Below are 14,281 nucleotides of genomic sequence, written 5' to 3' on the forward strand. Positions count from 1 at the left end.
TGACACGACATCCATACAAGATGATATTTTGTATGCAATGTATGGATGAAGGGACGTGCATCGATGCGCGCCGAGAAACTGAAGTTCCACCTGGTGATGGCCGGGTGCGGCGGCTTTGTCGTACTGATGCTGGCCGCGCTGGCCTGGGTCTGCCTGCAGCCACAGACCGTGGACGTACAGGCCGCCGAACGCCATGCCATCGAGCAGTGCCTGCAGCGCAGCGAGGATCCGTCGCGTAGCGAGATCCAGCGTCGCGCGCAGGCCGACTCCTGCCGCGAGATGCGCAAGCAGTACGTGCACAAGTTTGGCGGGGACGCGTCCTGATGGGCGCAGCCGCGCCGCGTCGCCGCTGGCTGCTGCCGACGATGATCGCCCTCGCCTGCCTGTTCATGGCCGGCGTGGCGGCTGCGCTGTGGCAGTACTTCGGCTACAGCGCGCAGTCCACGTTCACCGAACAGGCCATCGTCTTCGACGACTCGCAGCTGCGCCTGCCGGCCGATCTGGCCGGAGATACCGGCCGCATCCGCGTGGTGCATTTCTGGGACCCGGCCTGCGGGGTGTGCAACCGCGAGACCGGTGCCCACCTGAGCTACCTGATCAGCATGTACCGCCGCGCCGGCATCGACTTCTACGCGATCCGTCGCCCTGGCACGCAGGGCGAACTGCCCGAGCCGCTGCGCAACAAGGTGATCAACCTGCCGTCCATCGACGGCATCGAGCACATCCCGGCCAGCCCTGCGGTGGCGATCTGGGACCGGCAGGGCCATCTGGCCTACGCCGGCCCGTACAGCATCGGCATGGTCTGCAACTCGGCCAACAGTTTCGTCGAACCGCTGCTGGACAGACTGGTGCGCGGCGAAACCGTGCGCCCCAAGGGACTGCTTGCCGTGGGCTGCTACTGCCCCTGGCAGGCCAAGCGCTGAGGACGCGCAATGACATCACTGACGCTGGCCGGTGCGACCGCCGCAAACAACAACGGCGGTCACCTGTCCGAACCGACCGATGGTTATGGACAGGCTCCCGCCGTTGGAAGCAACGATACGCCCCGACATGCTCCGTACATGCCGCGACCGGATGTCGCAGCCCGCGAATGGGTGCAGGACGTGCTCGCGCACAGCGGCCCGATCTATCTGCGCATCGTCAATTCACTGGAGCGCACGGTGCGCCGTGGTGGTCTGGCACCGGGACAGCGCCTGCCCTCGCAGCGCGCGTTGGCGCAGCAGCTGGGCATCGACCTGACCACGGTCACCCGCGCCTTCGATGAAGCACGCAAGCGTGGCCTGATCGAAGCGCGTGGACCACAGGGCAGCTTCATCGCACCGCCCAAGGCCGGCTTCGACCAGGTGGTGGACCTGAGCATGAACGTGCCGCCGGTGCCTGATGCCGACGCGCTGGCGGAGACGCTGCGTCGCGGCGCCGCCGCCGTGCTTGCGCGCAGCAACGCACCGAACCTGATGACCTATCACCTGGGGGGCGGCAACCCCACTGATCGCCATGCCGCGGCGCGCTGGCTGCAGCCGATGCTGGGCGTCGTGGCTGACAACTGCCTGCTGCTGACCGAAGGCGCACAGGTGGCGCTGGCCGCGATCCTGGTCAGCCAGGGCCGCGATGGCGATACGATCCTCTGCGATGCGCTGGTCTACCCGGGGCTGCTGCAGGCCGCGGGGGCGCTTGGCCGGCGGCTGGTTCCGGTGGAAGGCGACGAGCACGGCATGTGCCCCGAGGCGCTGGTGCGGCAGGCACGCGAAGGTGGCGCGCGGCTGGTCTATCTCAACCCCACCTGCCAGAACCCGACCGCACTGACATTGCCGTTGCAGCGGCGCGAAGCGCTGGCACGCATATTGGAAAGCGAGGGCCTGCTGGCGATCGAAGATGATCCGTACTGGCATCTTGCCGAAGAGGCACCGATACCGCTGGCAACGCTGGCACCGCGCCATGTGTTCTATGTGGCGACGCTGTCGAAGGTGATCAGCCCTGGCCTGCGCACCGCGTTCGTGCAGTGCCCGAGCGCTGCGCACGCCGAGGCAATGGCATCGGCCCTGCGCGCCACCCGGCTGATGGGGCACCCGTTGGTCTCAGCGCTGGCCAGCCAGCTGCTGCTGGATGGTTCGGCACAGTCACTGCTGGCGCAGGTGCGCACCGAGGCCCGCGAGCGCATGCGCATGGCGCGCTACCTGCTGGCGCCGTCGCTGCTGCTACGCGCCGAAGGCCTGCATGCCTGGTGTCGGGTGCCGGCACCATGGACCGACGCCACGCTGGTGCGTACCGCGCAGTTGCAGGGGCTGGCCATCGCTCCTTCATCGGCGTTTTGCCCGCCCGGGGTGCAGCGTCAGAACGGCGTGCGGTTGTCGCTGGGGCTGGCAGCGGATCGCCGGCAGCTGGAGAGCGCGTTGCGGCGGATTGACCGGTTGTTGTTGTCCGATGCGTTACCGGCGATCGAGCGGTAGCGCCGGGCCATGCCCGGCGAATCGTAGATCCACGCCATGCGTGGACAGGATGTGCCGACCCACGGTCGGCACCCACCAGACCGAGTGCCGGCCGCTGGCCGGCGCAAGATTCCCCGGCACGGTTGGAATGTGCCAACCAAGGTTGGCACCCACCAAAGCAGGGTGATGTGCCGACCAACGGTCGGCACCCACCAGGCTGGAGAAGAGCGGTAGCGCCGGGCCCTGCCCGGCGGAAGATTTCCCGCCACGCTCGAAATGTGCCAACCAAGGTTGGCACCTACCCAAGCAGGGTCAGGCCAGGGCGGAAAGGGCCTGCACCAGCGCATCCATCTGCTGCGGCCGGGTGAACACCGACGGCGTCACCCGCACGCAGGAGCCGGAGTCCAACCCGTCGCGATGGGTGGTGAACACGCGATGCTCGTCCAGCAGGCGCTTCTGCAGCGCCATGTTGTCTGCCACGCTGGTGCGCCCACGCAGACGGAAGCTGGCCAAGGCGCTGGCCAGCGCCGGATCGGGCGAAGACAGCACTTCGATGTGCGCCATCTGCCGCGCTGGCAGCGTCCAGCGCTCGCGCAGGTAGCGCAGGCGCGCCTGCTTGTTGGCCACGCCGATGCGCTGGTGCAGCGCGATCGCTTCCGGCAGTGCCAGGTAGGCGGCGAAGTTGACCGTGCCGGTGTGTACGCGGCTGCCCACGCGGCCGTCGTCGGTCTCGCCCATGTACGGGTCGAGGTCCGCAACGCGGCCCCTGCGCACGTACATCGCGCCGACGCCGACCGGCGCACCGATCCATTTGTGCAGGTTGATGCCAACGAAATCGGCCTTCAGCTGTGGCACCGCGTAGTCGATCTGGCCAAAGCCATGCGCCGCATCGACGATCACGTCGATACCCCGTGCGCGTGCACGCTCGGCGATCTCGGCCACCGGCAGCACCAGCCCATGGCGATGGCTGACCTGGGTCAGCAGCACCAGCTTCAGGCGCGGAAACTGCGCGAATGCGTCCTCATACGCCTGCAGGATCTGCGCGTGGTCGGGCACCGCCGGCAGCGCGATGCGCTCGACCTGCACGCCGCGACGCTGCTGCAGCCAGCGCATCGCGCCGATCATGCTGTCGTAGTCGATGTCGGCATACAGCACCTGGTCGCCGGGCTGCAGGCGGTTGTAGCCGCCAATCAACGCCAGCATCGCCTCGGTGGCGCCCCGAGTCAGTGCGATCTCATCCGCACCCACACCCAGCAGCTCGGCCACCTGCCGCTGTACTGCCAGGTACTGCGCCGGGAATTCACGGCGGCCGTACCAGGCGTTGCCACGGTTCACTTCAGCGGTGTGGCGCTGGTAACTGGCCAGCGTCTCAAGCCCCATCACGCCCCAGTAGCCGTTCTCCAGATGGTTCACTTCGTCGGTGATGTCGAAGTGGCTGGCCACGGCGGTCCAGTAGTTTTCATCGCGGGCCAGCACGTCCGGCGCCACGGTCGTTGCGGGAATCTGCATGGGTGCAGCGTAACGCGCGGCAGCCGTGGCGGGCAGTGAAGACAGTGCAGCTGCAGCCGGCAGCAAGGTGCCTGCACGCAGAAGGGAACGGCGGGCCGGGTCCATCAGAAGCTCAGCCGGTACTGCGCGTACAGATTGGCACCGTCGGTGTCGTACGGCGCGTTGCGCGAGTAGACCAGGCCGCGGCTGGCCTGGAACGTGGCCTCATCCGGGTAGCGGTCGAACACGTTGTCGGCACCCACGCGCAGGCTGTGATGTTCGTTGATGCGATAGCCAACAGCCAGGTCGAGGAAGCTCATCGCGCCGAAGCGCTGGTAGATGTCGCCCACTGCATTGCCGCTGGAGTCGGTCCAGGCACCGTAGTAGCGCATGCGCGCCATCAGCGACCAGGCGCCGATGTCCCAGCTGCCGGTCAGGCTGCCCTTGTGCTCGGGCAGGCGGTCTTCGAACAGCACGCGCTGGGTTTCGTTGGTCGCCACCGAGGTGCTGCCGTTGTCCACGCGGGTGCGGTTGTAGTTGTAGGCCAGGTTAGCGTCATGCGGCCTGCGCCGAGGTCGCGCAGGTAATTGCCGACCACGTCGACGCCGGTGGTGGTGGTGTCGAAGTCGTTGGTGAAGTAGTTCACCGAGGTATAGCCCAGCGGATTGGGCGTACCGGCCGGAATGGCGAAGCTGGCCGACTGGCTGAAGCGGTCGGTGAGCCTGATCTGGTAGACATCCACCGAACCGGACAGGCCCAGGTCGGTGCGCCAGGTCAGGCCCAGCGAGGCGGTGCGCGATTCTTCGGGCTTCAGCGGCCTGGCACCGAGCAGCTGCGCCAGTGGATCGTTCGGCGACAGGCGGCCACTGGTGAAGATCTGCAGGGTGCGCGTGTCCAGGCCCTGGGTGGTACTGGTGGTGTTGAGCTGCGCCGGCGTCGGTGCACGGAAGCCGGTGGACACGGTACCGCGCAGGGCTACGTCCGGCGTGATCGCGAAGCGCGCCGACAGCTTGCCGTCCAGCGTGCTGCCGAAGCTGGAGAAGTCCTCGTAGCGGCTGGCCGCACCGATGCTCCAGCGCTCGCCCAGCGGCACTTCCATATCCACGTAGGCGGCCTTGCTGCGCTGGCTCCACTGCCCGGCCTGGCTGGCGGAGAAGCCCGGTGCGCCATTGGAATTGGCTTCCAGGCCCGCGACCGCGCCCGGGCCCACCGCGTACGAGGCCGGATCACCGGCGCGCACCTGGTAGGTCTCCTGGCGGAACTCGCCGCCGAAGGCGACGTTGATCGGCTTGGACAGCGCGCCCACCTCCCACTCGTAGTTGACGTCAGCGTTGGCGTTCTTCTCGGTCTGGGTCAGGCGGCCGAGGTCGAACGCGGTCGGGCTGGCCGGACCCAGCGAGGCATTGATCGAGTTCTTCAGGCTGTAGTCGATGGCGTTGCGACCATACGAAGCACTGACATCCCAGCGCAGCTTCGGCGTGATCTCGCCACGCAGGCCGCCGACCAGCTGCAGATCGTTCTGGACGTTGCCGTACTGCGGGCTGAAGCCCACCGGGTACAGCGAACGCAGGTTCCAGCCCGGGAAGATCGACGTGGTGCGGTAGGCACCGGTGGTGGTGTCCGGGTTGCGCCAGTTGAAATCGCTGACGCCATCACTGTGGCTGTAAAGACCGAACGCGTACAGCTCCAGCGTCTCGCTGGCGTTGGCCTTCACGTTGAAGCCAACGCGGCGGCTTTCCAGGTCCGGCTGGCCCCAGCGCTGCACCGGGTTGGGCACGTCCAGCTCCGGATGGGCCGCCTGGAAGGCGATGGCATCGGGGCGCTGGCGGGTGCGCGAGGTGGCGTCGGAGTTGGACGACTCAGCGAACAGCACCAGGCTGCCATAGTCGCCCAGCGACCAGCCGGTGCGCGCACTGAAGTCGCGCGAGGCACCGTCCCCCTGCGCGTACTGCGAATAGCCGGCGGTGATCTCGGTGCCCGGACCATCCTCGAGGATGATGTTGATGACACCGGCGATGGCGTCCGAGCCGTACTGCGCAGACGCACCATCACGCAGTACTTCGATGCGCTTGATTGCACTGGTCGGAATCTGCGCCAGGTCGGCGGCCTGCGCGCCACGGTTGCCGAGCAGCGCGCTGCGGTGGAAGCGACGACCGTTGACCAGCACCAGGGTCTGGTCCGGCGACAGGCCACGCAGGGTGGCCGGGCGCACGAACACTTGGCCGTCCGCCATCGGCAGGCGCTGCACCACGAACGACGGCACCAGCTGGGCCAGCACATCCTTCAGGTCGGTGGATTCAACGGACGTGATGTCTTCCTTGGTGAACACGTCTACCGGCGCCAGCGTTTCGAACTGGGTGCGGTTGGAGGCACGGGTACCGGTGACCAGCATCGCATCGAGCTGGGTGGGCACGGCACGGCTACCGCCTGCGGCGTCGATCGCATCGGCCTCCGCTGCGATCGCGCCTCCTGCGCTGGCCATGGAAAGGGCAAGGAGGATGGAACGCGAAAGCTTCGAACGATGCACAGCAGGGCTCCGGGAGGACGCGACAGGGCCAGCACCTGTGCGGACACAACAGGCCTGGACAAGGCGCGCAGTCTCGGCCCGATGTGTGAAGGAGGCATGACGTCAGTACGACAGCTTGATGCCGCACAGGCGCAAGAACTGCTAAGCGCCGCGCCTGCCGATCCGCTACTGTGCCGGCATTGGATTCGGGGAAAGGCAGATGAGCGCGGCGGGCAAGGCGTTGTGGTACATCGAAACCCATGCGGACCGGCCATTGGCACTGGCCGATATCGCCGCTGCGGCGGGACTGTCACCCTTCCATCTTTCACGCCTGTTCCAGGCCCGCACCGGTACCTCGGTGGTGCGCTACCTGCGGGGACGGCGCCTGACCGCTGCCGCGCAACGATTGGCCAACGGTGCGGGCGACATCCTGCAGGTCGCGCTGGGGGCCGGCTATACCACCCATGCCGCGTTCACCCGCGCCTTCAGTGAACAGTTCGGGCAGACGCCCGAGCGGGTGCGCGAGCAGGGCACCGATGGACTGGCACTGGTGCAGGCGATCCGCGTGGACGATGCGCCGGCGCCCTGCGGTGAAGCGCCGCGGCTGCTCGACACGCCCGCTTTCCAGGTGGTGGGCATCGGCATGCGGCATACCCGCGACAGTGGCGGCGCGATTCCCGGCCAATGGGCGCAGCTCAACCGCGAATGGCCGACGCCCGCGCCGATCAGCTTCGGTGTGTGCTGCAACAGCGACAACGATGGCGGCTTCGATTACATCGCCGCACTGCCGGCAAGCGTGGTGCCGAGCGTGCCTGCGCACTGGCAAAGTGTGCACATTCCGCCGCGTCGCTATCTGGTGGCCTGGCACGGCGCGCACATCTCGACCATCCGCTCGACCTGGTTCTGGCTGCTGGATCATTATCTTCCTGCGTCCAACCTCAGCCTTGCCGATGCACCGGATCTGGAATGCTACGACGCCCGATTCGATGAGCACACCGGCAACGGCGGCGTGGAGATCTGGCTGCCAGTCGACGAACGTCCCAACTGACAAGGAACTGAAGATGCGCATGACGGTTGCTGTGCTGGGAATGATCCTCATGGTCTCCGCTGCCGTGGCCGATGCCAGCGAGACGCAGGCAGCCGGCGAGCGCCACGGCGCCACCACGGTGGCCAGCGCGGCTGTGCGCGATGCGCAGCACCACGACGCGCTGCGCTACACGGTCTGGTATCCAGCGCTGGCCGGCAGCCGGGAAACCGCCCTGACCATCGGCCCGCCCGACGCGCCGCTGTTCGACGTCGGACGTGCCGCGATGGAGGCTCCCGTCGCAGGTGATCGCCTGCCAACGCTGCTGCTCTCGCATGGCAACGGCGGCAGTGCGCGCATGATGGGCTGGCTGGGCACCTCGCTGGCGCGGGCCGGGTATCTGGTGATCGCGGTCGATCATCCTGGCAACAACGGTATTGACACGATGACCCTGCCCGGCAGCATCCTGAGCTGGTTGCGTGCGGATGACCTGCGCGCCGCCCTGGCGGCCGTGCGGGCCGATCCAGTGCTGGGCCCGCACGTCGATCCTGAACGCCTGGGTGTTGCCGGGTTCTCGGCCGGTGGCTACACGGCGCTGCTGGCCGCTGGCGCACGCCCCGACCTGCAACGACTGCTGGCGTTCTGCCGCGCGCATCCAGACGACGGCGTCTGCCGGCCCCAACAGGAAGCCGCCACTCATACGATGGAGGCGCGACAGGCCGCGGCAGCATCACCGGCATTGTCGCCGTGGGTCGCCCACGCCAACGACGCGCGCCCGATTCCCGGCGTGCGCGCGGTGTTCCTGCTGGCGCCGGCCATCGTGCAGGCATTCGCGCCGGAACAGCTTTCATCGCTGCGCCAGCCGGTGTCGATCGTACTGGGCGAGGCGGATGCGGTTGCGCCGCCGCAGAGCAATGGCGAGGCGGCGCAGGCGTTGATTCCGGGCGCGGTACTGATGCGCCTGCCGGAGGTGGGCCACTACGATTTCCTGGCCGCGTGTGCGCCTGCGGGCCTGCAGCGGCTGCCGGAGCTGTGCACCAGCAGGAAACCGAAGGTGGACACCCATGCGCAGGTGGTGGATGCAGCGGTGCGATTCTTCGCCGACGCGCTGCAGTAGTGGCCGTCGGGCAGGGCGCGGCGCTACAGTGGACGTGTTCAAGGAGGATCGATCATGCGCCTGCTGCACCTCACTCTGCCGGTATCCGATGTCGGCGCCGTCGCCGCGTACTTCCACGACGTGCTGCAGCAGCGCGTGGTCGGCAACCATGTGCACATCGGCTGGAGCACGATTGAACTGCAGCCCGCTGAAGGACGTCCGCTCGGTGGCGTGCACCTGGCGTTCAACGTGCCGGACAACCGCTTCGGCGAGGCGATGACCTGGTTGCGCGAACGCACGCCACTGCAGCGCAATCCGGCCGGACTGGACTACTTCGCGCTGGAGAGCAGCTGGCAGTCGCAGTCGGTGTACTTCACCGGCCCCGATGGCTTGATTCTGGAACTGATCGGCCGCCGCCGCTTGCCGGCCAGTGCGCATCAGGGCGCCTTCCACGGCAGCGAGCTGACCTGCCTGAGCGAGGTCGGCCTGCCCAGCCACGATGTCGACGCTGTGCGCGAACAGTCCAGCCTGCGGTTCGGCCTGCAACCGATCAGCCCGCCTTCGCCGCAGTTCGCGCCGATGGGCGACGACGAGGGCCTGCTGATCGTGGTCGCCGCGGATCGGCGCTGGTTCCCCGAGCAGAAGGACCTGCCCAATGCGCAGGGGCTGTTGCTGCAGGTCGGCGACGTGGCCGGCCCGGGCGTTGTGGAGGACGCGGCACTCGGCTGGCGGGTGCAGGCGACCTGATCTACCAGCTGCCCGACGCACCGCCTCCGCCGCTGCGGCCGCCGCCTCCGGACCAGCTGCTGGAGCTGCTCGACGACGCACTGCTGGATGACGAACTGGACGCGCTGCGTTCGCGGCGTGACGAAACCCGGCCACGTGCGCGCTCGCCCGGCAACATGGTGAACAACCCTACGAAGTACAGCAGCACGCCACACACACCTGACACAATCATCGCCAGCAGCCGTGGATCGTCACCTTCGGCACGATGGATCGCCAGCAACGCGCCCGCAGCATAACCGAGGGTCAACAGCACCAGCACCGTCATGCGCACGACGAAGCTGCTGCGATTCTTCTTCCAGCGTGCGCGACAGGCCTGCACCAGCAGGAACACCATCAGGGTGACAACACCCGCGGCGGCCTGCAGCAGCAGGTGCCGGGCCAGGCTCGGCGGCAGCTGGCCACGAAGCAGCGCCTGTACCAGCAAGACCATGCTGAGTGCCAGCATGCCGCACAGGACGATGCGCACCCCCTGGCTGCGACGCCAGCACCAGCCGAGCAGGGCCGCCACCGGCACGCCCAGCACCATCACAAAGCACAGGCCCGCCAGCAGGTGGCGTGGCAGCAGCAACGCCACGGACAGCACCCCTGCGGCAACCACCGCTGTCAGCAGCATCGGACGCCCCCAGGCCGGCAAGGTCAGCCAGCTCGGCCTCGGTGCCGACGCATTGGCGGCCAGTGCCTTGCGCCGCCGCTCCCGACGGCTGCCGCTGAAATCGTCCTCGGTCTTCGCTGGCGGGAGGGGCGGCGGCGAGCGCCACAGCCCGGCCAGGAAGCCGGCCAGCAGGGTCAACGCCACCACCGAGTCTGCGCGGCGCCAGTCCGCAGGCAGCACATTGCTGGCCGACGGCGCTTCCCATGCAGGCAGGTCCTCGCCTTCGATCAGCGCCACCATGATCGTCGTGCCATCAAGCACGCCCTGGTCGAAATCACCCTCACGGAAGCGCGGCACGATCGCATTGTCGATGATGCGAGCGGCGTACGCGTCCGGTAGCGCACCTTCCAGGCCATAGCCGGTCTGGATGCGTACGCGGCGGTCCTGCACCGCCACCAGCAACAGCACACCGTCGTCGACACCGGCGCGACCCAGCTGCCACTGATCGAACACCCGCTGTGCGTAGGCCTCGATGCCCTCGTTGCCCACGCTGGGTACCACCAGTACCTGCAGCTGCGCACCTTTCTGCACCTGCAGCTGCAGCGCCTGCCTGCGCAGGGTGGCGCGGGTTTCAGCGGACAGCGCGTTGGCAGTGTCCACCACGGGATCGTCCAGCGCCGGGACCGGGATTGCCGCCAGCGCCGCCATCGGCAGCAGGCACAGCAGCAACAACAGCCACCTCATGGCTGCAGTCCGCTGTCCTGCGCGCAGCATGCTCACGTACCCTGCCCTGCCTCGATCCGCGCATGCAGCGCCTGCAGCTGTGCCACCGCCTGGTTGAACACCTGCAGATCGGCATCCACCAGGGCCGCCCAGTCTGGCGCGTGCCCCAGCAGCTGCGCCACCTGCTCGTCCGGCGCGCGATCGAAGCCTTCGCCAAGCACGGCAAGATAACGCTCACGGAACCCGTCGGGGTCGCGCTGGTCCTGCACATACAGCTGCACGGCCAGCAGCCCCGCATACAGGTAGTTCACCAGATAGTTCGGGTCTTCATACATCAGGCGCTTGCCGATCCAGGTGTTGCGCAGCTGCGGGTAGCGCTCCGGTTGCTGGCCGAAGCGCGCCAGCACCTGCCCGGTCAGCGCGTCCAGATCATCGGCGGTGCCCAGCGTACCGGCGGCAACGCCCTGGTAGATCGACTGCTCCAGCTGCGCTTCCTCGGAGGAGGTGAACAGCTGCAGCACCATGTCGTCCAGCAGCGATTTCAGGTAATAGGCCTTGGCACGCGGGTCCTGTGCCTGCTGGTACAGCTGGTCGCGGAAGCGCAGCTCGTTGTAGATCGCGAACGCCTCGGTCAGCCACTGGCTGCCATTGCGCTGCAGCGGCGACGCATGACCGCGCTGCATCCACTCGCCATGCACGGCATGACCCGCTTCATGCGCGATTTCGACATCGCTTTCCAGATCGCCACGGCGCACGCCAACGAACAGCATTGCCGGCACACCGGGAGCGCTCACCGGGAACGCGTCCTGGCTGCGGTCACCGCGTTCGGTGGCCAGATCCATACGCTGGTTGGCCGGATCGAGCAGCGCGCGCAGTTCAGCGACGTACGCTGGCCCCAGATGCTGCATGGCATCGGCGGCGTTGTCGCGCAGCTGCGCCAGCGTCAGCACTGGTGGCGTGTAGCCGGCATCGGGCACCGTGGTATCCCAGATCTGCGGCGCATCGATGCCGGAACGTGCGGCGTGGCGCAGCAGCATGTCCTGGTAGGCGCGGCGATCCCCTGCGTGATGTTCGATGGCTACCAGCGTCGCATCCACTGCCGCTGTATCCAGGCCCATGCGCTGATAGCCGTGTGCCGGCGCCGAGCCATCGCCCTGCAGGCGTGCGGCGGCGTCATTCACCTGCACCAGCCCCAGCAGCACCGAAGCCATCGGCTCACGACGCGAGTGCAGCCCCTGCCAGTAGCCCTTCCAGCCTGCCTCGCGCAGGGCACGGTCGGGCTGCTGGGCCAGCGCCTGCTTGTCGCGCCCCGTGTCCCAGTGCCGGCCGCCGTGCTCGATCTGCGGGTACTCGGCGCTGCGCAGGATCTGCCCGCGCAGGCGCGCGAAGCTGTCCAGCGCCGGATCGGCCAGTGCCTCCACGGCCTCATCCAGCGCGGCGTTGGCCGGGGTGGCAGCTTCCTTCAGCGCGCGTGCGCGCAGGAAGCCATACGGTGCTGCCCACGCTGCATCTGCGGGTGCCTCGCGCAGTGCGGCGCGACCACTGCGAGCGATACGGCTGCACAGCCCCGCTGCCTGCTCCATCGCCTGTGCCGGGCGAAGATCGCGTGCGTTGCGGGCGGACTGCAGGTGCAGGTAGCCGAGATGACGCAGGCACTGCGCTTCCAGTACCTCGGCCTGCTGGAAGCGTTCCGCCGGTGCAAGGGCGGACGCCTGCTGCAGGGCCTCGACGCGCTTGCCCAAGGTGACACGCGCGGCCTGTTCGGCGGTGGTATTGGCGAAGTAGGCGCGGTCATCGGCATGCACCGACTGTGCCTGGGCGCCGCTGAAGTGGGCTATCGCCAATACGGCGACGACGGCGGCGGTGGTGGTGCGCTTCCTGAAAGCCTGCATCGGCGTCTCCCTGCCTGGACCAGGGATCGAGCCTAGCAGCCACTGGCCCGCCGCGCCTGTGCCGGATAAGGCCTCAGATCGACTCGTCTTCACGCTTGACCAGCGTCCAGCAAGGCGTCTGCGCGAAGGTATAGGTCTGCTGGTCGCTGCTGTCCGGCGTACGGATCTGCACCTGCCGCTGCCCATCGGCCAGGGGGCTGACCTGCATTTCACGGCCCTGCCCGGCCAACGCAGCAGGATCGGGCATTACCGGCCACTCGACATCGGCCAGCGCCAACCGGCTTTCCACCTTGCGCGGTTCCGGCTCGGCCTCCGCATCGATGTAGCTGTCCAGCAGTGGATCGGCAGTGGCCTTTTCCTGCAGCGTGATCTCGTTGCCGAAATGCTTCAGGAACGTATCGAATTCCGGGTAGGCGCATTCACTGCGGGCAGGGACCGGCGCGGACTCGACCGTTGCGGCGGTGGTTGCTGGCGCCGCGGGGGGAGCCGGCGTCGTGGCAGGCGCGGCGTCGGCGGGCATCGCCTGCGGCGCAGGCGTGCACCCCACCAAGCCGATGCCACACACGAGCATCAGCAGTGCAGCAGAAGGGTATCGACGCATGGGCTCATCCTGAATCCGGTCCGGTCGCTCCATGCTACCGCGCACCCTACAATTCCGGCATTCCGCCTGTCCGAGAGTCCTCATGCATCGCCTCCTGCTCCTGATCGGCCTGCTGCTGCCCGCCCTGTGGCCGGCCGTGGCGTTGGCCGTCGATGTCCACGAAGGCGACCTGCTGTTCGTCACTGCCGGCCGCAGCGGCCTGAGCGCGGCCATCGACGATGCCACCGGCACGCAGGGCGCACCCAGCTTCGATCACGTCGCCCTGGTCGCCTCGGCGCCGAAGGGCTGGGAGGTGCTGCACGCCGACGAGAAGGGATCACGCCGGCAATCGCTGACCGAGTTCCAGCAGGACGCCCAAGCCAAGCAGCGGCAGATCGTGGTCTATCGCCTGCGCGCGCCGCAGCAGGCGGCCATCAAGGATGCGGTCGCCACCGCGCGCACGATGCTGGGCAAGCCCTACAACACGTCGTATGTGTTGAACGAGGACAGCTATTACTGCTCGGACTTCATCGAGCGTGCGTTCCGTGCGCACCACGTGTTCGCATTGCAGCCGATGAATTTCCGCAACCCGCAGACCGGGCAGATCGCCCAGCACTGGGTCGATCTTTACCGCGGCATGGGCATGGACGTGCCGCAGGATCAGCCGGGCACCAATCCGAACGACATGTCGGCGGCGCCGGTGCTGCAGCGTATAGGCGTGCTGGAATAAGCAAAGCCCCGCACGGGGCGGGGCTTCGCCGGTCACGTTGCACGCGCAACGCGATCATTCTTCTTCGTCGTGGCCGCCCTGCTGCTGGTTCTGGTTGCGCTTCTGCTGTTCCTGCTGCTGTTGCTGCTGCTGGTCGCGGCCACGGCCCTGCTGCTGATCCTGCTGGTTCTGCTGGTTCTGCTGGCCCTGCTGCTTCTGGTTCGGGTTCTGGTTCTGCTGTGCCATGTCCGATCTCCAAAGCCACTCGCGGAATGCGGTGGACGTGGCCATCGTCTGCAGCGAATGGTTAATCACGCGTGGGTGGGCGGCTACATCTGTGTGTACGCCTGTGAATGAACGCGCAGAAGCCCTTGTGGCACAAGCGGCTGAAGGATTCATGCGGGTTCGGCATGTGCTCATGCCGACATCGGCGTTGCACGCATTCATGGCGCTCGCAGC

General features: G+C 67.6%; 12 protein-coding genes and 1 pseudogene. 7 read left to right on the top strand and 6 right to left on the bottom strand.

Features of this window, described 5'->3' with window-relative positions:
- Positions 1 to 45 precede the first annotated feature (45 nt).
- The 3 genes from M1L61_RS21730 to M1L61_RS21740 are packed head-to-tail and all read left to right on the top strand — an operon-like array spanning position 46 to position 2,447.
- Positions 46 to 324, top strand: a complete 279-nt coding sequence (locus M1L61_RS21730) for a hypothetical protein (RefSeq protein ID WP_227852303.1) — start codon at positions 46 to 48, stop codon at positions 322 to 324.
- Positions 324 to 923, top strand: coding sequence for a DUF6436 domain-containing protein (locus M1L61_RS21735; RefSeq protein ID WP_010482120.1), 600 nt, complete (start codon positions 324 to 326; stop codon positions 921 to 923). Before M1L61_RS21730 ends, M1L61_RS21735 begins: the two co-directional genes overlap by 1 nt.
- A 9-nt stretch (positions 924 to 932) precedes the next feature.
- Complete coding sequence (locus M1L61_RS21740; RefSeq protein WP_248854093.1) at positions 933 to 2,447, top strand: PLP-dependent aminotransferase family protein; 1,515 nt, start codon at positions 933 to 935, stop codon at positions 2,445 to 2,447.
- A 291-nt stretch (positions 2,448 to 2,738) separates the two neighbouring features.
- Here the strand turns inward: M1L61_RS21740 and M1L61_RS21745 are convergent, their stop codons facing one another.
- Together M1L61_RS21745 and M1L61_RS21750 are read right to left on the bottom strand one after the other, a co-directional pair.
- The gene (locus M1L61_RS21745; protein WP_248854094.1) at positions 2,739 to 4,040 is read right to left on the bottom strand and encodes an aminotransferase class V-fold PLP-dependent enzyme; all 1,302 of its coding nucleotides are present in this window, start codon (positions 4,038 to 4,040) and stop codon (positions 2,739 to 2,741) included.
- Positions 4,040 to 6,441, bottom strand: a pseudogene (locus M1L61_RS21750) (TonB-dependent receptor). The gene M1L61_RS21745 and the pseudogene M1L61_RS21750 overlap by 1 nt, the downstream one beginning before the upstream one ends.
- A gap of 199 nt (positions 6,442 to 6,640) precedes the next feature.
- Between M1L61_RS21750 and M1L61_RS21755 the strand changes: the two are divergent.
- The 3 genes from M1L61_RS21755 to M1L61_RS21765 are packed head-to-tail and all read left to right on the top strand — an operon-like array spanning position 6,641 to position 9,287.
- Positions 6,641 to 7,468 (top strand): AraC family transcriptional regulator, encoded by an 828-nt coding sequence (locus M1L61_RS21755; protein WP_010482125.1) that lies wholly within the window; start codon positions 6,641 to 6,643, stop codon positions 7,466 to 7,468.
- Positions 7,469 to 7,481: 13 nt separating this feature from the next.
- Positions 7,482 to 8,561: an alpha/beta hydrolase gene (locus M1L61_RS21760; protein WP_248854095.1), complete on the top strand. Its 1,080-nt coding sequence runs from the start codon at positions 7,482 to 7,484 to the stop codon at positions 8,559 to 8,561.
- Between the two features lie 54 nt (positions 8,562 to 8,615).
- Positions 8,616 to 9,287, top strand: coding sequence for a VOC family protein (locus tag M1L61_RS21765; protein ID WP_248854096.1), 672 nt, complete (start codon positions 8,616 to 8,618; stop codon positions 9,285 to 9,287).
- Position 9,288: 1 nt separating this feature from the next.
- Here the strand turns inward: M1L61_RS21765 and M1L61_RS21770 are convergent, their stop codons facing one another.
- From M1L61_RS21770 to M1L61_RS21780, 3 genes are all read right to left on the bottom strand, one after another.
- The gene (locus M1L61_RS21770; RefSeq protein ID WP_312661572.1) at positions 9,289 to 10,692 is read right to left on the bottom strand and encodes a TPM domain-containing protein; all 1,404 of its coding nucleotides are present in this window, start codon (positions 10,690 to 10,692) and stop codon (positions 9,289 to 9,291) included.
- Positions 10,693 to 10,694: 2 nt separating this feature from the next.
- Positions 10,695 to 12,533 (bottom strand): M3 family metallopeptidase, encoded by a 1,839-nt coding sequence (locus M1L61_RS21775; protein ID WP_248854098.1) that lies wholly within the window; start codon positions 12,531 to 12,533, stop codon positions 10,695 to 10,697.
- 73 nt (positions 12,534 to 12,606) lie between these two features.
- Entirely contained in the window at positions 12,607 to 13,134 is a 528-nt protein-coding gene (locus tag M1L61_RS21780; RefSeq protein ID WP_054172710.1) for a hypothetical protein, read from the bottom strand.
- 82 nt (positions 13,135 to 13,216) lie between these two features.
- Between M1L61_RS21780 and M1L61_RS21785 the strand changes: the two genes are divergently transcribed.
- Positions 13,217 to 13,843 (top strand): YiiX/YebB-like N1pC/P60 family cysteine hydrolase, encoded by a 627-nt coding sequence (locus M1L61_RS21785; protein WP_248854099.1) that lies wholly within the window; start codon positions 13,217 to 13,219, stop codon positions 13,841 to 13,843.
- Positions 13,844 to 13,897: 54 nt separating this feature from the next.
- Here the strand turns inward: M1L61_RS21785 and M1L61_RS21790 are convergent, their stop codons facing one another.
- Positions 13,898 to 14,068: a hypothetical protein gene (locus M1L61_RS21790; RefSeq protein WP_171954913.1), complete on the bottom strand. Its 171-nt coding sequence runs from the start codon at positions 14,066 to 14,068 to the stop codon at positions 13,898 to 13,900.
- Positions 14,069 to 14,281 lie beyond the last annotated feature (213 nt).

It is taken from the genome of Stenotrophomonas sp. NY11291 (assembly GCF_023277365.1).
Classification (GTDB): Bacteria; Pseudomonadota; Gammaproteobacteria; order Xanthomonadales; family Xanthomonadaceae; genus Stenotrophomonas; species Stenotrophomonas geniculata.